Source organism: Vibrio gazogenes (assembly GCF_023920225.1).
GTDB classification, from domain to species: domain Bacteria; phylum Pseudomonadota; class Gammaproteobacteria; order Enterobacterales; family Vibrionaceae; genus Vibrio; species Vibrio gazogenes.
Map to the genome: position 1 here is coordinate 360,035 of NZ_CP092587.1, position 19,889 is coordinate 379,923.

A 19,889-nucleotide genomic window follows, 5' to 3' on the forward strand; every position below is an offset into this window, starting at 1 on the left:
TTGAATCAGACTGTATGGTGAATGCTGCCGGTAGCATCGGTATGGATCATGAATTTTTGCCCTAACAGGGCAATTGTTTGATCATAGTATTGTTGGTTGAGCTTATTGCCCAGTAGTTTACATAACTCATTACCGGTGGGACTAAAACGATAATAGAGTAAATGTATCCCCTTGCTCATTGCCTGAAGAGACAGGTTTTTGCCCTGATAATGAAAGGGAAGCGCTGATTCTTGCTCGATTTCACCTGAGGCGAGCTCGGTAGCATGCAGTAAGCCGAGCTCGATCATGACAAGCAAACTTGAGTAGGGAAGCTGAAAACTACCCAGACTCAGCGTAATCGTGGTATCACGCTTGCCAAAGGTAAAAATCCCATTGTGTGCCCGTATCCCAACAAATAGTTTACGACTGCTGTCTTGCCCGAAACTACAAGCCAGTGCGGCTGATTTTTGGAGGATCTGAGCTTCTTTCGGTGTCATGTCTTTCAACACTTGCAAGGCTTTCATGGATGTGGAGCCCGGATTGGTGACTTCCCGTTTGAGCACTTGAGCCCACAGTCGCTGCATTGAAGAGTTATGGATATCCTGAGCCATATCGAAAAAGCGGTAGAGCCAGTCTTGATCGGGATCGCCAGCCGTTTCGTTTTTACAGGATTTATGGGCAAGTCTGACAATGCTCTCAAGGTTTTTTTGCCGCTGTTCTTTGCGTTTGCGTTCCCGCTTTAAGGCTCTGTCCAGTGGCGAAATGTCGGTTTTTTCTTCACAAATCAGCGCATCAAGACCATGATCTTTGGCAATATTTTGGATCCGACGACCACTATCTTTGATATAGCGTCCTCTTGAATGAGACTTTGTTGTCTCATCATCCTGATGTTCAATGACCGTGGGTGTGCGTTGTTCCATGAATAATTTGATACCGACTGACAATTGAGAGCAATAGTAACAATTTAACGCGGAATGCGAGAGACATCTAGCCGAATTGATCAAATTACGCTACTCAAAATGATAATATTTTGTTAAAATTGTTACCACTTATAATTTTGAACATTGATGATTCTAGTGAAAAAGGCTCTGTCTATCACCGTAGTATTTATTCTTTACTTTGCTTTACTCGGCTATCTCTCAAGCTTCCTTGTCGTATAACGCCCTTACTGATCATCGTAAGGTTCAATACGACTCCCCTCGATCTTATATCCGGCATCAGCAACGTCACTGCTGACAGGCTCCGCTTTTAGTTTACCCACGACATAAATGACATCCCACAATTCCTGAACGGGTGCGCCTTGAGGGAATTTAACATAGATAATCTGGTTGGGTGGCGGCGGTGGCACATGGATACATGCTCCGAAATAAGGCACCAGTAAGAACTCAGTGATAGTCTGATCGTCTCCTTCCAAAGGGATGACAAACCCAGGGATTTTGACATACTTTCCATCGAGTTCTGGTCTGACAGCACCGATATGACTCTGCTTGGCCGGAGTGTTACCGTTATGATTCACGGTCGGCATTCCTTGTTGATCAAACTGATGACGTTCTTGCTTCGGGATCAGATCCATCCAATCAAGCGTCAGCGGTTTTTGCGCCCCCAAGACTGAAACGGAGCATAGGGTCATGCACAGGAGCATGACCGATGAAAAAGCGTTTCTCATTAAATTTCCTATATTCTTATTGTCATACCATCGCTGAGTGATTGTCTGTAGGCTCGTAGTGCGGGGACGACCCCAATCAGAATCCCTGCGAGTTGTACGTAACCGAGCAATTGCCATTCATGATAGCTCAAACGGTCAAGTGTTATCATGATACCGTATTGTGCATGAATCAATGGTGCAATGATCGACATTAAACCATATAAACCCGCCACGCCAACAAGAATGCCGGCAAAGGTTAACGCACTGGCTTCACTGATCAATAAAGCAAAGACATGTTTGGGTTGTGCGCCCATGGCCCGGAGAATTGCCATCTCACGTCGCCTTTCTTGCAAACTGGTTAACAGACTGCTGAGCATTCCCATCAATCCGGCAATCACGACAAAGATCGAGACGGCCATTAACGCTTGTTCTGCCACCGACATCATGCCCCATAATTCCTGTAATGCGACCCCCGGAAGAATTGCACTCAAGGGCTCTTTACGATATTCATTGATTTCTCGTTGTAATGCAAATGTTTGAATACGGGATTTTAAACCCAGATACATCGCTGTAATTTGAGTGGGTTGAAAATGTCGTTTTTCCAGCACGGCTGCATCCGGTGTTTTGCCAATATGCGCACCAGACTCCCAACCGACATGGATCGCTTCAATGGCGCCCAGAGACACATGAACCGTTCGATCGACCGGTGTCCCTGTCGGGGCCAGAATACCCGTGACGGTAAAGGGAAGGTGATCGTGGCGGCTGAATCCGACATCACTAATCCCATGAGCAATGATAATTTTGCTGCCGATATGATAGTTGAGCTTTTTAGCGACATCAGCACCAATTACTGTGTCGAACAGCCCGTGGAATGGTTGGCCGGCCTGAAAAGTCAGATGCTGTTTATGTCCGTATTGATAGAATTTAAAATAATCCTGATTGGTCCCCATGACCCGAAAGCCTTTATGAGAATCGCCCAATGAAATCGGGATCGCCCACTTTACCGCACGATGATGACTGAATTCCTGAAAACTTTTCCAATCAATATTGTTCGTCGCATTGCCGATCCGAAAGACGGAATAAAGGAGCAGATTGACTTGACCGGAGCGCCCACCGACGATCAGATCAGTGCCGGAGATCGTATTGGCAAAGCTGCTTTTGGCCTGCGTACGGATCCGTTCTACACCCATGAGCAGAATGACCGAAATTGCCACCGTTAAAATCGTTAAGAGTGCCGTTGTTTTACGATTGAGGACGCTCTTCCACGCCAGATTCATAATGATTTTCATGTTTAGTTTCCTACCCGATTCAGTTGCGGCAGACTGATACTGCGGTTAAACATGGACTCCAGTGTTGGATCGTGGCTGACAAAGACCAAGGTTGCATTGACTTGATCGGCTTCTTCTAGCAGGAGTTGAATAAAAGCGCTACGGTTATCGTAATCCAGCGCCGAAGTCGGCTCGTCAGCAATGATGAGCTTCGGTGAACCAATCAACGCCCGTGCCGCAGCAACGCGTTGTTGTTGTCCGATACTGAGTTCAACCACCGGCTGATTGAGTAAATGTTCCGGCATTTTTAATCCAGTCAGCAATTGATGGGCTTTGTCTTGCAAAGTGCCGGCAATTTGGTCACGACGCCGTGCTGAAAAGTGACAGGGAAGCACCACATTGTCGATCACCGATAAATACGGGAGCAGATTGAATTGTTGAAATATATAGCCAATATGATCCGCGCGGAAGCGGTCACGTTGTCTGGATGGTAAATCAGATAAGGCATGACCTAAGACAGAGAGTGAACCGGACTGACACGTATTGATCCCTGTCAGGAGAGCAAGCAGCGTCGATTTGCCGCAGCCACTCGGTCCCTTGATGAATAGATGCTCACCAGCACTGACGGTCAGATGCTCAATATCAATTGTCAGTGGTGCATCAGTAGCCCACCGAAATTGCACATTGCGGAGCTCGATGACGTATTCTGAGCCAGATGGTTGTGAATCCTTCATTACTCGAAATCCTCTGAGAAGGCAGGACATTTGATGTCCTGCCGATGCGTGGAGTTTGATGTTACAAAGATACCTCAGTCTGATCCGGATTCAGCTTAATGGCAGTCTGCTGACGATCCGTAAAGACATTGGTATGAATTTCATGTGAGCGAGGGAAATGGCTAAACCACTGGGTGGAGAGATGATCCAACTTTCCGCTGTCTCGGCAGGTGTATGTATATTGAATTGAGAAGGCTGTATGCATGCCATGCTCGTGCTCATCACCGTCGTGGTCATGATGATGTTCTTCATGATGGTCTGCATCTTCATCGTGATCATGATGATGTCCGCTTTCATGGGCGCCTTCATCATGGTCGTGGTGTTCGTGGTCATGGTCTGCATCATGATCATGATCGTGGTGGTGAGAGGTCTGACGAACATTGCTATGTTCAAGTGTACAGCCAGCTGCTGAGTTGATCGTGATGAGATCATCGGCTTGTTCCAGCAATGCCATTGCTTGATCGAGCGCCTGATGCTCCTGGCTCGTTTGTGGCGGATGTTCAAAACCAACGACATCCATTCCCGGTGCCGTAATTTCAACTAACAATGCATCAGCATCCTGAGCAACATTCATTTCGACAACGCCGTGAACATGCGCTTCGTGCTGACGAAAACCTTCTTCGGCTTGTGCGGATACTGCGGTGATGAGCCCTGCAAGCAGTGCAAGGTTATGTGTTTTTAACATGAAAAAAACTCCGTCGTTAAGATGATTCAAATACAATTCACGATAAAACCTCGGTTTGGGGGGATGTCCGATTGAATGCAGTGATCACTTTATTTTTGATCGTGGCTGATTTGATAGCCATTCCGTCTATCTTGAAAGTGGAACGGGTTATAAAAATCATGCGCCGTCTGCAAATCGTGACACAGCGAAGCCCGCCTGATATATCGCGCAGGGGGAATGTCCCGAATTGAGGTTTACTGAACGACTAGCGGAGGTGAGCGCGCAAAATAAGCTAAAAATGGTAGGCTTATTCTGATGATTTCAGAGGTCGGCTCGCTATATCCGTGAGACGCGATAACCGGCAGAATCGGCACGAAAGATTGAATGGCATGATAAATCCCGGCAAATAACTGACAGTCATGGTGTTGATGATGCTCCGCCAATGTGTCAGCTTGATGAATAATGTAAGCCGCGCTGAGCCAGAGCATCAAAAAGATAGCTGCAAGAGCAACCATCTTTCTGGGGAGACACGTCATTGGAGGACGAATCGTTTTACTAGCAGCCAACATGAGACATCCGCAATGAATGGAAAAATGTTATACTATAACAATTAATCAGAGGTGCAAGTATTATTCGTATGGCGTTCAGCAATCACTTAGAGTGGCATGAAGCAAACGCCTGTCCCCGCAAGTCCACAATAACCATTCGGATTTTTTGCCAGATATTGCTGGTGGTCACTTTCCGCAAAGTAATAAGGCCCGGCAGAGAGGATCTCCGTGGTGATTTGCCCTTTCCCCTCACTATTGAGTGATTTCTGGTAGGTTTGTCGCGAATGTTCAGCGATCAGGCGTTGTTTATCATGATAAACATAGATGACTGAACGGTACTGTGTGCCGAGATCATTGCCCTGACGCATGCCTTGCGTTGGGTCGTGGTTTTCCCAGAAGTAACCCAGTAGTGTTTCCAGCGAAATTTGCTGTGGTTGATAAATCACCCGCACGACTTCGGCATGGCCGGTTTGACCGGTACAGACCTCTTCATAGGTTGGGTTCGGTGTATATCCGCCCGAATAACCGACCGAGGTTGAAATGACCCCCGGAAGTTGCCAGAACAGTCTTTCCGCACCCCAGAAACAGCCCATCCCGAGCAATATTTTTTGTTGGCCTTTTTCTGGCTCAGCCGTAAGACGGGAGTGATTGACGAAATGACCGTCTTCTATTTCAAGGGGAGTGAAACGGCCTTTCAGAGCGGTTTCTTCTGTAACCATCTGTTGTTTGTCTGACATGAGTTTACCTTTCTCTTCTTCAGGTGAAATATGAATGCTGAACCTTGAGACCACCGAGTGTATAAATGTAGTGCATTTTTGATAAGGCGCGAGCCCGGTTATTGTTTTCCAGCGGTAAAATGAGCAGAACATGATGATGTTGTACTCAATCGACTGAAAACTGTCTTCCAAATGACAAGTGATAGCGCCCTATTTCTGCGGGAAAAAATTCTAGCGAATATATCCGTATTTTAGGGTGATTGATTCCGCATATCTACTGGATAAAGATGAACAGTCAGCATGGTCGAAGCATTGAATTGCAACAAACAATGTCTGAAATGACCCATGAATGAAATCACAAAGTGAGTGAAATGACAAAATTTACGTAGCACATACAGACGAATGACCTATCTACGGTTAAGATATTGTTTTGACGCTTTATCCTGTGACGTTACATAACGGTTGTATGAAACAATATTTTTTATTTTTTGGGTTACTGTTTGGACTGTGTTTCTCAGCTGTATCTGCGGAACGTCAGATATCCCTTTCCATCGATGGGCTGGACGGCGATTTGTATGATAATGTCGAAGCCTATCTGTCATCTATTTCTCCTAATGACTATGCCCCGAGTTTACGTTTTCAGGCTCGTCTCGAAGACGATATATCACAGGCGTTGCAGGCGCTTGGCTACTACCATCCGGTGATTCGTTTTGCATTCAATCAGGAAGATGCCGAAATCACGGTTCATGTCGATCCCGGTCCGCCGACACGAATCGACTCTGTCGATATTCAGCTCTTGGGAGATGCACAGCAAGATGAGTATTTTCAACGCGTTGTAAAAGCCAGTGCGCTGAAAAAGGGTGAAATTCTCAATCACGCTGATTATGAACAGCTGAAATCCCGGCTCCAAAGTCTGGCGCTAGAGCGCGGCTACTTTAATGCGAAGTTTGCCAAAAACCGTTTAGAGATTTTGCAAGACGACAATCTGGCTCGGGTGGTCTTGCACTTTGATAGTGGGCTTCGCTATCGTTTCGGCAAAACCATTATGGTGGGTAGTCAGATTGAACCGGAGCGAGTCGCGTCGTTACAGACTTATCGACCCGGAGACCCATATCTGGTGTCTAAAGTCGGCGAGTTTAACCAGCGTCTCGCGAGTACCGATTGGTTTTCTTCGGTGTTGGTCGAACCTGATTTAAGTCAGTTGGATACACAGCAAGAACTACCGATGCATGTGACCTTGGCGCCTGCCAGTCAAAATCAGATTGAAACGGGTGCCGGTTATTCGACAGACGTCGGGCCGACGGTGTTACTGAAGTGGAATAAGCCTTGGATTAACAATAAGGGGCATAGCTTCAGTAGCAGTTTTTCGTTATCAGATCCGGAACAGCTCGTGACAGCGAGTTATAAAATTCCCTTGGAAGATGTGTTGAATCAGTACTATGAGCTTCAGTACGGTCTGAAACGGGTCGACAAGTTAGATACGAAAAGCATTGAATCCAACCTCTCAGTTGAACGGCATTGGCAGTTGTCGAATGGGTGGCACCGGACGCTATTTACGCGTTATCTGATAGAAAATTATGAGTTGGGAACGCTGGATGATGTTGGCCAATTTGTTTTGCCGGGGATCACGTTTTCCCGGACTCGAGTTCGTGGTAAGCGCTTGCTTACTTGGGGCGATAAAGAAACCCTGACATTAGAATACGGGAATAAGAATTTACACTCAGAAACCGATATTTTGAGAATTCGAGCGGGGACGTCGTGGATTCGGACTTATGAGGAACGTCACCGCGGATTATTTCGTGTGAGGGGCGGTGCCAATTTGGTGGATGATTTTAACCGGGTTTCTCCATCGCTGAGATTCTTTGCCGGGGGGGATAACAGTATTCGCGGTTATTCGTATGAATCGATCTCACCGAGAGATGCAAAGGGGGCTCTGAGCGGTGCTAAATATCTTGCGACGGCATCGCTGGAGTATCAATACAATCTCTATGGTAACTGGTGGGCAGCTCTGTTTTACGATTATGGCGATGCATTCAACTCGACACCGAACTGGAAAAGAGGGACCGGCGTTGGCGTGCGGTGGGTTTCCCCGATAGGCCCGGTTCGTCTTGATTTTGCCTGGGGGCTGGATTCAACCCCGGGTGATGAATTCCATATTCACTTCACACTGGGGCCGGATTTATGATTCGGTTTGCGTTGCGTACCAGTCAATGGTTGATCATTGCCATCGTATTGTTGCTTGCGGTACTGATTACAGTGACGGGGGTTTTGCTTTATACGCCCGTCGGGTTACATCTGGCAGTCTCCGGAGCTGAGCGGTTTGTTCCCGGTTTGCAGATCAGCCGGGTAGACGGCATCTTAGCCGGGAAACTGGATTTGTATGATGTGGCATACCAAGACTCGCAGACTCAGATGAAGCTACAACTGGAACACGTCGGATTGTCGGTACGCAGTCGTTGTTTATTCCAGCCTGCGCTGTGTCTTGATTCTTTGACGGCCCGCCATGTGCAGGTTTCAATCCCGGAAAATGGTGCATCTTCTGAGCCGGATAAGAATACGTCGTCGCCCAAACAGCTCCTGAATCTGCCGATTCCACTGTCTGTGACTCATTTTTCTCTCGAAGATGTCACGTTGGACTTACCGCGAGTACGGCTTCAATGGCAGACATTAAAGGGTGGCGTGTCGTGGTATCGAAGCCGTCTGACGTTGGATAAAGTGGCCTTACAGCAGACGAAGATCGATGTCGAATCGGCACCGAAAGCACAACCGGCAGCAACTGCATCGTTGGCGACGTTTTCCTACCCGGCGCTGACATTACCCGACATATGGATTCCGCTGGATATCCGTGTGAATCAGTTCCGGCTCAATGACATGCAGATTCGCAGTGGTAGTGATAGTGAAAGCAAACATGAGATTGAAAAACTGCATTTATCCGCACAGGCATACCGTCACCGGATTCGGATTGAACATTTCGATGTAGCAACACCGGAAATTGCAGCAGATGGTCATGGCAATATGACGTTATCCTCAGATTACCCACTGGATATCCACCTGAATTCAATGCTGCATTTGCCGGAAATTCAGGGACAGCGTGTCACAGCCGCAGTGCGTGGTAGTCTGGCCAAAATGCAGCTTTCTGCCACATTGGCTGAACGGGTTCAGGGAAGCATTTCTGCACAGCTTGAACCGCTTTCGGCCGGATTTCCGTTCAACATCGAGATTGACGATCTTGCCGGGCAGTGGCCTTTGTCGGGGGATGCACAATACCAGCTTGATCTTGGACATCTGAATCTTGAAGGACAACTCAATCAATATCAGCTCGCCTTACAAGGATTGGTACACGGCAAAGCGATTCCCTCGACTCAGGTTGATGTTTCAGGTCAGGGAACACTCACTCAGCTTGAACTTTCAGCATTACAAATCAAGACGCTTAACGGGGTGATTTCGGGGCAAAGTCAGTTGGCGTGGCAAAAGGCATTCACGTTGGGTTCACAGTTATCATTCCGGCAGATTGAACCTCAGGCTCAGTGGCCTGAGGTGTCGGGAAAATTGAATGGGCAGATCGATCTTAAGGCGTCTGTGTCCGGACCCAAATGGCAGCTCGATGTGACTCAGCTTGAACTGAATGGGGCGTTGCAACAATACCCACTGCATGTGTCAGGACCATTGACGGTTTCCGGTGAGACGGAGGGAAACCAGATCCACGCCATGACACCGGCGCTGGTTGTTGCTCATGGTAAAAATCAGCTTCGGGTCGAGGGGACTTTGGATCAACGTTGGGATATGAATGTACACATTTCTGTCCCAGATTTGTCGAAAAGTCTGCCTGAGGGGAAAGGCAATATTCAAGGCGATATCCGTTTACGAGGAAATTTGCGTCATCCTGAAGCGGAGGTGTCACTGACCGGTACTCAACTTCAGTGGCAAGATTTAATCCAAGCCAACAATGTCTCGTTGCATGGCAAAATCAGTGATTTGAATCAGGTACATGGGAATGTCATTCTGAATTTGCAGCAGGGGCGTTATCAGCAGTATATCTTGAAGACCGTTACCTTAAGCGGGCGCGGTGACTTATTTCAACATGTGGTGAATCTTGATGCGGACACGTCGGAAGGGCGTGTGCAGCTTGAGGTTACCGGATCGACTGACCGTGAGTTTCATCGCTGGCAAGGGACGCTCGCACGTGCCACGTTATCGCGAGAAAAGCATCGACTGACGCTTCAGTCGCCAGTGCAAATTGATTTGCTGCCATCAGAGCAACAATTGAGTATTCAGGCGCATTGTTGGCAGGATCTGTCTTCTTCTCTATGTCTTGATCAAGACATCACGATTCAGCCATCGTCAGGCCAGCTTCATGTGTCATTGCATCAGCTTGATTTAGCTCGCTTAGCCTATGTGTTGCCAGAAGAAACAACATTAAAAGGACGCGTCGATGCTGAAGCGTTTCTGAAATGGGCTCAAGGGAAGGACCAACAGTTACCGCCTCAAGCTGAGTTAACCGTGCTTGTCGAACAAGGTCAGTTACAGCAGCAGATTGCTATGAAGCCTTTGGTGGTGGCATGGCAGCAGATGAAGTTTCAAATGGATCTCAAAGACAACCATCTTGCTGCTACCGGCCAGATTGATCTGGCCGAACATGGTGCGCTTGATTTGACGGTCAAGATTCCCGATATCAAGCAGCAACAGAAACAGGTGACGGCAAATATCGATATCAATCGGTTGGATTTGAGCCTGATGCAATCTTTGTTAGGGGATTACAATGAGTTTCGTTCTATCGCTGATGGACACCTGAAAGTACATGGCGATCTGTTACATCCTCAAGTCACGGGAAAACTGGCTGTCAGTCGAATTCAGTTGCAAGGGGAAGTGACACCGGTCGATATTCAGCAAGGGAATATTGATATTCAGTTCGAAGGGTATCAGGCTCGACTTGCGGCTTTGGTGAAGACCCCGGAAGGCGAGCTACATCTTTCAGGGGACGCTGACTGGACGAAACTCGACGACTGGGCGGTTCATTCCCGATTATATGCTGACGGGGTGGATATCGATTTTCCTCCTTACGTGAAGCTAAAGGCGATCCCGGATATGACACTGACACTGACCCCGGAAGTCGCGCGAGTTGAAGGCTCTATTGAGTTACCTGAAGGAAAGATTACCGTTGATAAACTACCGGACAGTGCGGTTAAGGTCTCTCCTGATCAAGTTATTATTCAAGATTCTCAAACGGTTAAGCAGACGCAATCTTTGCCGTTTAATCTGGAAAGTAAAGTGACGGTGAAGATTGGTTCAGGGGTTCGGCTGTCAGCCTTCGGACTGAATGGGAAGCTGCAAGGCGAACTGAGAATTTCACAGCGAGACAATACCCCATTCATGACCGGAGAAGTCAATATTCTGAACGGGACATACCGCTCGCTGGGACAAGATTTGGTCATTCAACAGGGTAAAGTTATTCTGAATGGGCCGATCAGTCAGCCTTATGTGTCGATTACCGCCATTCGTAATCCGAATAATATTGCTGATAATGTCACGGCAGGGATCAAAGTGAACGGACCGGCGGATAATCCATCCGTGTCAGTCTTTTCGGAGCCGGCCATGGCGCAGGCGAATGCGCTCTCTTACTTAATTCGCGGACAAAACCTCGATGCAGAGTCGAATAATGGCGCGTTGACGACGAGCTTGATTGGTTTGAGTCTTGCCCAGAGTGGGAAATTGGTCGGAGAGATCGGGCAGGCATTTGGTGTTCAAGATCTCCAGTTAGATACATCCGGCTCGGGAGAACAGTCTCAGGTTACAGTGAGTGGTTATGTTCTACCGGGATTGCAAGTGAAATACGGGGTTGGTATTTTTAACTCTGTCGGTCAGTTCACAGTGCGTTATCGCTTGATGAGTGATTTGTATGTTGAAGCGATCTCCGGGTTGACGAGTACCATGAATGTCTTGTATCAATTTGAGTTTAATTAAAGACAGAGTGATGACTTGATGTCATCCATCAACTTTCACCGTGAAAAGTCGCTATGTTGCATGATTTCTGTGACGAGAGCGTCTATGGTTAGAAATGTCGCTGTGAAAGGATGAAGTCAGACTCAGATAAACGTGATGAGAGAATAAACAAGGAGTGTTTATGCAGCAGCATTTAGTATTTGTCTACGGGACGTTGCGTGATGGAGAATATAATCACTGGTATTTGGGTGAAAGTTCGATGCTGGGATATTACGAAACGCCACCGGAATTTTCCTTATATGATCTCGGGCCTTATCCGGGGTTAATTGAAGGACATCAGTCGGTCATGGGCGAGATCTATGTCGTGGATGATCAAACCTTATCCCGTTTGGATGAGTTGGAAGATGTTCCCGTTGAATACCGCCGTGAACAGATTGAAACGCCCTTTGGGATGGCTTGGATCTATTTTTATCAGGATGTCTCTAAGTTAAGTCAGGTAATTGCATCCGGAGATTGGTGTCAGCGGATCTGAGTTCATTGCACAATCAGCTTCTATCTTCATATAAAGAAAAAGGAGAGATAAAAATCTCTCCTTATGCTTCTCAGTCAACAGACGAATTATTTGTTTTGTGCGCGCTCATAAGAGGATTGGATCTCTGCGCGAGCTGATGCTGCATCTTCCCAGCCATCAACTTTTACCCATTTGCCTGATTCAAGCTCTTTATAGCGCTCGAAGAAATGTTTGATTTGTGCTTTCAGCAACTCAGGCAGATCATTGACATCTTGAATATGGTCATATTCTTTGGTCAGTTTTGAGTGAGGCACGGCAACAACTTTTGCATCTTCACCGGATTCATCCGTCATTTTCAGTACACCGACAGGACGGCAGCGAATGACTGCACCGGGAACCAGCGGATAAGGTGTCGGAACCAGCACGTCAACCGGGTCACCATCCAAAGAAAGCGTATTGTTTACATAACCGTAGTTACATGGGTAGAACATTGGTGTAGACATGAAGCGGTCTACAAATACAGCACCAGACTCTTTGTCTACTTCATATTTGATTGGATCAGCATTCGCCGGGATTTCAATGACGACATAGATATCATCAGGCAGAGATTTACCTGCTGGTACGTTATTCAAACTCATGAATGTATTCCTTACTGTTTAGCGGACGTTTTGAAGCGCCTATTATTATTCACTTCACCGTTGAACGCAAAAAGTGTTGATCACTGAACCGTGATGGGACAAGAAAAAGCGCCCGGAGGCGCTTTACAGAGAGATTTAATCGTCTTGATGGGCTTCCAGAAACGCTTGGAGTTTGGTGACCATGTTTTTTGAACCGACAAAAAACGGTACACGCTGGTGTAGCTCTTGCGGGTTAAGGTCAAGAATCCGGTTGGGGCCATCAGTGGCAATACCGCCGGCTTGCTCCATCAGGAACGCCATGGGATTACATTCGTACAGTAGGCGGAGTTTACCTTGTGGGTGACTGAGTGTACTTGGATACAGGTAAATACCGCCTTTGAGGAGGTTACGGTGAAAATCCGCAACCAGCGATCCGATATAGCGTGACGTGTAGGGACGATTATCTTCCGGCACGTTTTCCTGACAGTGTTTAATATATTTTTTCACCCCGGTCGGGAAACGAATGTAGTTCCCTTCGTTAATCGAATAGATTCTGCCATCTTCCGGAATCATCATGTTTTCATGGGAGAGACAGAAGGTGCCTAACGACGGATCGTAAGTAAACCCATTGACGCCATTGCCGGTGGTGTATACCAGCATTGTGGAAGATCCATAAATGACGTATCCGGCTGCGACCTGTTTATGACCCGGTTGCAGAAAGTCTTCCGCTGTCGGAGTGGTACCAATCGGAGAGACACGGTGGTAAATCGAGAAAATGGTTCCGACCGACACATTCACATCAATATTGGTTGAGCCGTCAAGCGGGTCCATCAACACGACATACTTAGCATTCTTATTCAATTCTTTATTGAATATGATCGCTTCGTCTTCTTCTTCACTGGCGACACCGCAGACCTGGTCTCTGGCTTCAAGTGCTGCTTTAAACTTCTCATTGGCGTAAACATCGAGTTTTTGCTGATCTTCGCCCTGAATATTTTCTGTACCGACAGCCCCGGTAATATCGACGAGTCCCGCTTTGTTGATTTCACGGTTTACGATTTTTGCTGCCAAACGTATCGAAGCAAGAAGGGAAGAGAGCTCTCCGCTTGCGTGAGGAAAATCAGTTTGTTTCTCAACAATGAATTCTCCTAAGGTTCTCATCTCTGACATGTTATTTCCTTGAAAAGCAATCATGAATACTTGCCATTCGTCTGAAAGACAGCAAATTGGCATTATGCAAATGGGCGATGGATGCCCTTTAAATAAGATTCTATGATCCGGATCTTATTTAAGGTAATAAAGTAACTGACCTAGATCTCATTTTTCATACAAGATGGCGACAAGCGTGAATCCTGCCAGACTGAGGGTAAAATCTCTGTCGGATTGTTGATTTCCGGCTCGCTTTTATGATGTGAATCATGATAATGAAGGGCAGTAAGATGAGCGAAAATCAGAGCAGAGGACTGAGGGATTCATGCACATACATATACTCGGAATTTGTGGCACATTTATGGGTGGCGTCGCGACGCTGGCTCGTCAGATGGGACATCGGGTCACCGGTTCCGATGCCAATGTTTATCCACCAATGAGCACGTTGCTGGAATCTCAAGGCATTGAAATTATAGAGGGTTTTGATGTCGAACAACTCAATCCTCGGCCGGATTTAGTGGTGATCGGTAATGCACTGAGTCGGGGGAATCCCTGTGTCGAGTATGTCCTCAATCATCGTCTGCCCTATACATCCGGACCACAGTGGTTGAGTGAGTTTTTGCTGCGGGAACGATGGGTACTGGCGGTGGCTGGAACACATGGTAAAACCACGACTGCCAGTATGTTGAGCTGGATACTGGAATATTGTGGTTATCAGCCCGGTTTTCTAGTCGGTGGTGTGCTCGGTAACTTCGGCATTTCTGCCAGACTGGGTGAAAGTGACTTTTTTGTCGTCGAAGCCGATGAATATGACAGTGCTTTTTTCGATAAGCGATCTAAGTTTGTTCACTACCATCCGAATACGCTGATCCTGAACAATTTAGAGTTCGATCATGCTGATATCTTTGACGATCTTGAGGCAATTAAGAAACAATTTCATCATTTGGTTCGGACGGTTCCCGGCATTGGTCGTATCCTTTCTCCCCAAAATGATACTGCTTTAAATGATGTTTTGGCACAAGGTTGCTGGAGCGAGCAAGAACTTTGCGGTGAGAATGCAAACTGGAATGCAACAAAATTAGAAAAAGATGGATCTTCATTCCAGATTTTATTAAATGGGGAGACAGTTGGCACCGTGTCATGGGATTTGATCGGGGATCATAATGTGCATAACGCTATCATGGCTGTTGCGGCTGCCCGCCATGTCGGTGTTGTTCCGGAGATGGCTTGTGAAGCGTTGGGGCAGTTTATTAACACCAAGCGTCGTCTGGAACTGCGTGGTGAGGTACATGGTGTGACGGTTTATGATGATTTTGCTCATCATCCGACAGCCATCCAACAAACCTTAGCAGGGCTACGAGCAAAAGTCGGTTCACAGCGGATTATCGCGGTATTGGAACCTCGCTCGGCAACCATGAAAATGGGCGTGCATAAGCAGGTTCTGGCCGATGCCTTGGCTCAGGCGGATATGGTATTCCTTTACCAGCCGGAAGAACTGACATGGCCGGTTGCTGATGTGGTTGCACAATGTCACCAGCCGGGCTATGTGGCCGATGAGATTGATGCTTTAGTACAACAAGTGGTTCAGGTTGTGCATCCCGGAGATTCAATTTTGGTGATGAGCAATGGTGGTTTCGGCGGTATTCATGACAAACTGCTGTTGCAATTGGAGAGAGGCTATCATGCGTGATCTTCAGCAAGAAAAAGCCATCACACTCGCTTGGACGGGGGCTTCCGGTGCGCCTTACGGATTACGTTTGCTTCAGCATTTGTTAGCTGCGGATTATCAAGTTTATCTGCTTATCTCGTCAGCGGCGAGAGTGGTACTGGCGACGGAGCATGGTTTGAAGCTTTCCGCAGCACCGGACAAAGCCCACCAGACCTTGGTTGAGCATCTTCAATGTCGTCATGAGCAATTGATTGTGTGTGGCAAAGAAGATTGGTTTTCTCCGGTTGCTTCCGGTTCGTCAGCACCAAAACAGATGGTGGTTTGTCCTTGTTCAGCCGGCAGTGTGGCTTCGATTGCTTATGGCATGTCTGATAATTTGATTGAGCGCGCGGCAGATGTGGTCATCAAAGAAAAAGGACAGCTGTTGCTAGTGGTACGGGAAACGCCTTTTTCAACCATACACTTAGAAAATATGTTGAAGCTGTCTCAGGCTGGCGTGACCATCATGCCGGCTGCGCCCGGATTTTACCATCAGCCAGCGTCGATCGATGATCTCGTCGATTTTATGGTTGCGCGGATTCTTGACCATCTGGGGATCGAGCAGACTGTGGTACCACGCTGGGGGTATCAGCACTGAATCATCAGTAGCACATTGATTCAATTCACAGTAAAATCATCCGCACTCATCGGGGAGCTTCCATGACACATTAACCGATTCGGTATTTTGTCATGGTGCTGAGATTGGGCCATTGCCCAGAACCCGCAACGACCTGAACCAGATAATGCTGGCGTAGGAATTGAGTTTGGTCTGCCCTCTGAGGCCTGCCTCAACCCTGTGCCGCTCGTATCAAGGAGAGCGAGCCGTGACAATGAACAATTCCAAAGCCTCGATTTATGCAGGCATCTTCATCTTGAGTTTAACCACTGGCGTGGTACAGGCTCAGTCCCCTGAACTGACCGTGTATACCTATGATTCTTTCACCTCGGAATGGGGCCCCGGACCTGCGATTAAGCAAGCATTTGAGGCACATTGCCAGTGCAAGCTGAATTACGTCGCACTCGATGACGGGGTCTCGATTCTCAACCGTCTGCGCCTTGAGGGAAGTCATAGTCAGGCGGATATTGTTCTGGGGCTGGATGACAGCCTGATGGCAGAAGCGAAACAGACCGGTCTGTTAGCGAAGCATCATGTCGATACCGCAGCGTTAACATTGCCCAATGGATGGCATGATGATGTTTTTGTCCCTTACGATTATGGTTATTTTGCCTTTGTCTATCGTCAGGATTTACTACCTAACCCGCCCAAGAGTCTCAAAGCACTGGTTGAGCAGTCACCTGAGCTGAAAATCATCTATCAGGATCCCCGAACATCAACACCCGGTCAGGGGCTTTTGTTGTGGATGAAATCCGTCTACGGTGATCAGGCTGCTCAGGCTTGGCAACAACTGGCGAAGAAAACGGTCACGGTGACCAAAGGTTGGTCTGAAGCCTACTCGATGTTTCTGAAAGGTGAGTCGGATATGGTTCTGTCGTACACCACCTCACCAGCGTATCATCAGATTGCTGAACAGGATGATCGATATGCTGCGGCTGAATTTTCGGAAGGGCATTACATGCAGGTCGAAGTGGCTGCGAAGTTAGCAGGGAGTCCGCATCAGGCGCTTGCCGATCAGTTTATGCAGTTTATGTTGAGTGATGAATTCCAGTCAGTCATCCCGACGACGAACTGGATGTATCCGGTGACTTCGGTCACGCTGCCGGACGCTTTCCGTCACTTATCTGTACCGGAAAAAACATTGCGGTTTTCGGCAACGGAAGTTGCTAAAAACCGGAGACATTGGATTCGTGAATGGCAAACAGCACTCACACAGGCTCGGTAGCAGCGACTGTGATTATTCAACGCGCTCCCCGCATCGGGCTTTGGGTCGCCACTGGGGTGGTGATCTTTATTCTCAGTGCGTTCGGGGCATTGCTGGTTCATGCATCCGGGCTTGAACTGACCGCGGTACTGAGTGATCCGTATTATCTCCATGTCACGCGGTTCAGTTTTTATCAGGCATTGCTATCCACTTTGTTGAGTGTGATTCCGGCCATTCCGGTTGCCTTGGCGTTGCACCGTCGTGCATTTCCCGGCCGCAACTTGCTGATCAAGTTATTTTCGACCACGCTGGTGATGCCGGTGTTAGTCGGGGTATTTGGTTTACTGGCAATTTATGGACGCAGCGGTTTTTTAGCCAGTGTACTGCATACACTACATCTGGATTTCAGCTTTTCAGTCTACGGCCTGAATGGCATCTTACTGGCTCATGTGTTTTTTAATCTGCCTTATGCCAGCCGACTGTTTTTACACTCTTTGGAAATGATCCCGAGAGAGCAGACCTTATTAGCCTGTCATCTGGGAATGACCCCGTGGCAAATATTTCGTTATGTTCACTGGCCGCGGATTCGTCAGCAGATACCTCATGTGGCCGGATTGGTCTTCATGTTGTGTTTTACCAGCTTTGCCACAGTGATGGCCTTGGGTGGCGGTCCGCAGTCTACGACGATCGAATTGGCTATCTATCAGGCGATTAAGTTTGATTTTGATCTTCGTGCCGGTGCCATACTGGCGCTATGGCAAATGTTACTGTGTGGTTTGTTGGCTTTCATACTACAAAGCATCACGAAAACCATCAATGTGGGAAGTCAGGGCGACTCTCCCCGTCAGCCTTTATTCCGCGATAGTGGTCTGGCGCGTTACTGGGATTGTGGATGGATTGTTTGTTGTGGCTTGTTGGTGCTACCGCCGCTGGTGATGGTGCTTATTTCCGGAGTCAATTCACATTTGTGGCCTGTGCTGAGTGGTGCGGGGTTTTGGCAGGCGCTTGCCAGCTCTTTACGCGTTGCCGGTGTCGCCGGTTCACTCGCTCTGGCGGCCGGCATCGGCGTCTTGCTGACGAGTCGGAGCTGGCGACTGAACCGTCAGGGACGACGTGCCGATATACTGGAAACAGTCGGCATGATGGTTTTGGTCACACCGGGCTTGGTGATTAGTACCGGACTGTTTCTGCTGTTACGTGTGTTTACCAATGCGTTTGACTTTGCCTATGGGGTCGTCGTGGCCGTCAACGCGATGATGGCTTTACCTTATGTGATTAAAACCCTGCAACAACCGTTGTGGATGTTAGCGCAGCAATATCAGTCTCTGTGTGACAGTCTGGGAATGCGGGGATGGCGTCGCCTTTGGCTGGTGGAGTGGCGTGCCGTGCGAAAACCGATCATTCATGCGTGGGTGATCAGCTTTTTGGTGGCGATGGGGGATTTAAGTGCCATTGCGTTATTCGGCAGCCAAGAGTTCAGAACCTTGCCGCTTTATCTTTATCAGTTATTGGGAAGTTATCAGATGGAATCGGCTGCGGTTGTGGCAAGTTGTTTATTGCTGATCAGTCTCGGATGCTTTTTCGTTGTAGAGCGTCTGTTCCGGCGCGGGGAGTATATCAATGCTGACACTTGATCAGGTGCGTTATGAATATCAGCAAGAGTGGTTTGATTTCTCGCTCTCGGTGTCTCAAGGCAGTATTTGGGCTTTGATGGGGCCGAGCGGTGCCGGGAAATCGACGTTGTTAAGTCTGGTCGCCGGTTTTATTGTTCCGAAGTCCGGTGATATTCGGGTCAATGATCAGTCTGTGTTGTCGTTGCCACCGTATGAGCGCCCATTCTCGATGCTGTTTCAGGAACACAACCTTTTTCCTCACTTGTCTGTGCGTGACAATATCGGATTGGGGTTACACCCCGGGTTAAAACTGACGCGTCAAGACTGGGATAAAGTCGTCCATGCGGCGCATCAAGTGGGTATCGAAACGCTGTTAGATCGACGGCCGGCGCAGTTGTCCGGCGGGCAAAGACAGCGCGTCGCACTGGCACGTTGTTTTGTGCAGGAACGTTCACACTGGTTGCTGGATGAACCTTTTTCAGCATTGGATCCGATTTTACGAGCAGATATGCTGGCCTTGGTCAGACGCTTGGCCAACGAGCGGCATATCTCAGTTTTGATGGTCACCCATCATGTCAGTGATGCGAAGAATATGGCCAGTCATTTTGCTTATATCGATGAGAATCATATACAGGTGACGGGGGGCATTGAGTCGTTGAGTGAATCGCATTCAAATGCGTCGCTGAATGCATTTATCCGCGCAGGAAATGGCTAGGGGCTGTTGACCCTTCGTGATGGTTTTTGCAGCAATTTGTCGTGCATTTAGTCAAGGCAGGTCATGTGAAGTGTAGCGCTCTACATGAACCATGACCTAACGCTGGATAAATGAGCGACAAATGCTGCCCAGAGGGTTCATCTGAACGTGTCTTGCTCTTTGTTGCGGGTCATTTGCTTAGGATAGCTAAGCGGCATGCCCCGCGCCGCGATCAATACCCGTT

17 protein-coding genes and 1 riboswitch are annotated in these 19,889 nt (G+C 48.0%); of the genes, 8 read left to right on the forward strand and 9 right to left on the reverse strand.

Going from position 1 to position 19,889, the window contains the following annotated elements; translation table 11 throughout:
- Positions 1–5: 5 nt before the first annotated feature.
- The 7 genes from MKS89_RS01660 to msrA form a co-directional block, all read right to left on the reverse strand.
- A complete protein-coding gene (locus tag MKS89_RS01660) occupies positions 6–899 on the reverse strand; it encodes a TIGR03899 family protein (protein WP_072959041.1) in 894 nt (297 codons plus the stop codon).
- Positions 900–1,144: 245 nt separating this feature from the next.
- Complete coding sequence (locus MKS89_RS01665) at positions 1,145–1,645, reverse strand: DUF3299 domain-containing protein (RefSeq protein WP_077316196.1); 501 nt, start codon at positions 1,643–1,645, stop codon at positions 1,145–1,147.
- An 8-nt stretch (positions 1,646–1,653) separates the two neighbouring features.
- Positions 1,654–2,913 (reverse strand): ABC transporter permease, encoded by a 1,260-nt coding sequence (locus MKS89_RS01670; protein ID WP_072959039.1) that lies wholly within the window; start codon positions 2,911–2,913, stop codon positions 1,654–1,656.
- A 2-nt stretch (positions 2,914–2,915) separates the two neighbouring features.
- Positions 2,916–3,626 carry an ABC transporter ATP-binding protein gene (locus tag MKS89_RS01675; protein WP_072959036.1) on the reverse strand — a complete coding sequence of 237 codons (711 nt, stop codon included), beginning with the start codon at positions 3,624–3,626 and terminating at the stop codon, positions 2,916–2,918.
- Positions 3,627–3,687: 61 nt separating this feature from the next.
- On the reverse strand, positions 3,688–4,350 hold the full coding sequence (gene zrgA, locus MKS89_RS01680; RefSeq protein ID WP_072959033.1) for a zinc uptake protein ZrgA: 663 nt from the start codon (positions 4,348–4,350) through the stop codon (positions 3,688–3,690).
- A gap of 233 nt (positions 4,351–4,583) precedes the next feature.
- Positions 4,584–4,898, reverse strand: a complete 315-nt coding sequence (locus tag MKS89_RS01685) for a DUF2607 family protein (RefSeq protein ID WP_072959030.1) — start codon at positions 4,896–4,898, stop codon at positions 4,584–4,586.
- Positions 4,899–4,984: 86 nt separating this feature from the next.
- Positions 4,985–5,614 (reverse strand): peptide-methionine (S)-S-oxide reductase MsrA, encoded by a 630-nt coding sequence (gene msrA / locus MKS89_RS01690; RefSeq protein ID WP_072959027.1) that lies wholly within the window; start codon positions 5,612–5,614, stop codon positions 4,985–4,987.
- A gap of 445 nt (positions 5,615–6,059) precedes the next feature.
- Here msrA and tamA point away from each other — a divergent pair, with 445 nt between their 5' ends.
- The 3 genes from tamA (at position 6,060) to MKS89_RS01705 (ending at position 12,065) form a co-directional block, all read left to right on the forward strand.
- Positions 6,060–7,778 (forward strand): autotransporter assembly complex protein TamA, encoded by a 1,719-nt coding sequence (tamA, locus tag MKS89_RS01695; RefSeq protein WP_072959024.1) that lies wholly within the window; start codon positions 6,060–6,062, stop codon positions 7,776–7,778.
- Positions 7,775–11,554, forward strand: a complete 3,780-nt coding sequence (gene tamB / locus MKS89_RS01700) for an autotransporter assembly complex protein TamB (RefSeq protein ID WP_072959021.1) — start codon at positions 7,775–7,777, stop codon at positions 11,552–11,554. The genes tamA and tamB overlap by 4 nt, the downstream gene beginning before the upstream one ends.
- Before the next feature lie 160 nt (positions 11,555–11,714).
- Entirely contained in the window at positions 11,715–12,065 is a 351-nt protein-coding gene (locus MKS89_RS01705; protein ID WP_072959019.1) for a gamma-glutamylcyclotransferase family protein, read from the forward strand.
- An 86-nt stretch (positions 12,066–12,151) separates the two neighbouring features.
- On the opposite strand, the gene ppa is transcribed toward MKS89_RS01705, so the two are convergent.
- Together ppa and fbp are read right to left on the reverse strand one after the other, a co-directional pair.
- Positions 12,152–12,682: an inorganic diphosphatase gene (ppa, locus tag MKS89_RS01710; protein ID WP_038179066.1), complete on the reverse strand. Its 531-nt coding sequence runs from the start codon at positions 12,680–12,682 to the stop codon at positions 12,152–12,154.
- Positions 12,683–12,817: 135 nt separating this feature from the next.
- Positions 12,818–13,831, reverse strand: a complete 1,014-nt coding sequence (gene fbp, locus MKS89_RS01715; protein ID WP_072959016.1) for a class 1 fructose-bisphosphatase — start codon at positions 13,829–13,831, stop codon at positions 12,818–12,820.
- A gap of 304 nt (positions 13,832–14,135) precedes the next feature.
- Between fbp and mpl the strand changes: the two genes are divergently transcribed.
- The 5 genes from mpl (at position 14,136) to thiQ (ending at position 19,666) form a co-directional block, all read left to right on the forward strand.
- Positions 14,136–15,500 carry a UDP-N-acetylmuramate:L-alanyl-gamma-D-glutamyl-meso-diaminopimelate ligase gene (gene mpl, locus MKS89_RS01720; protein ID WP_072959013.1) on the forward strand — a complete coding sequence of 455 codons (1,365 nt, stop codon included), beginning with the start codon at positions 14,136–14,138 and terminating at the stop codon, positions 15,498–15,500.
- Entirely contained in the window at positions 15,493–16,116 is a 624-nt protein-coding gene (locus MKS89_RS01725) for a flavin prenyltransferase UbiX (RefSeq protein WP_021019691.1), read from the forward strand. The genes mpl and MKS89_RS01725 overlap by 8 nt, the downstream gene beginning before the upstream one ends.
- A 40-nt stretch (positions 16,117–16,156) precedes the next feature.
- Positions 16,157–16,293: riboswitch (TPP riboswitch) on the forward strand.
- 55 nt (positions 16,294–16,348) lie between these two features.
- On the forward strand, positions 16,349–17,359 hold the full coding sequence (gene thiB, locus MKS89_RS01730) for a thiamine ABC transporter substrate binding subunit (protein ID WP_072959010.1): 1,011 nt from the start codon (positions 16,349–16,351) through the stop codon (positions 17,357–17,359).
- Positions 17,360–17,373: 14 nt separating this feature from the next.
- Positions 17,374–18,972 (forward strand): thiamine/thiamine pyrophosphate ABC transporter permease ThiP, encoded by a 1,599-nt coding sequence (gene thiP / locus MKS89_RS01735; RefSeq protein ID WP_072959230.1) that lies wholly within the window; start codon positions 17,374–17,376, stop codon positions 18,970–18,972.
- Complete coding sequence (gene thiQ, locus MKS89_RS01740; RefSeq protein ID WP_072959008.1) at positions 18,959–19,666, forward strand: thiamine ABC transporter ATP-binding protein; 708 nt, start codon at positions 18,959–18,961, stop codon at positions 19,664–19,666. The genes thiP and thiQ overlap by 14 nt, the downstream gene beginning before the upstream one ends.
- The last annotated feature ends 223 nt before the right edge of the window (positions 19,667–19,889 follow it).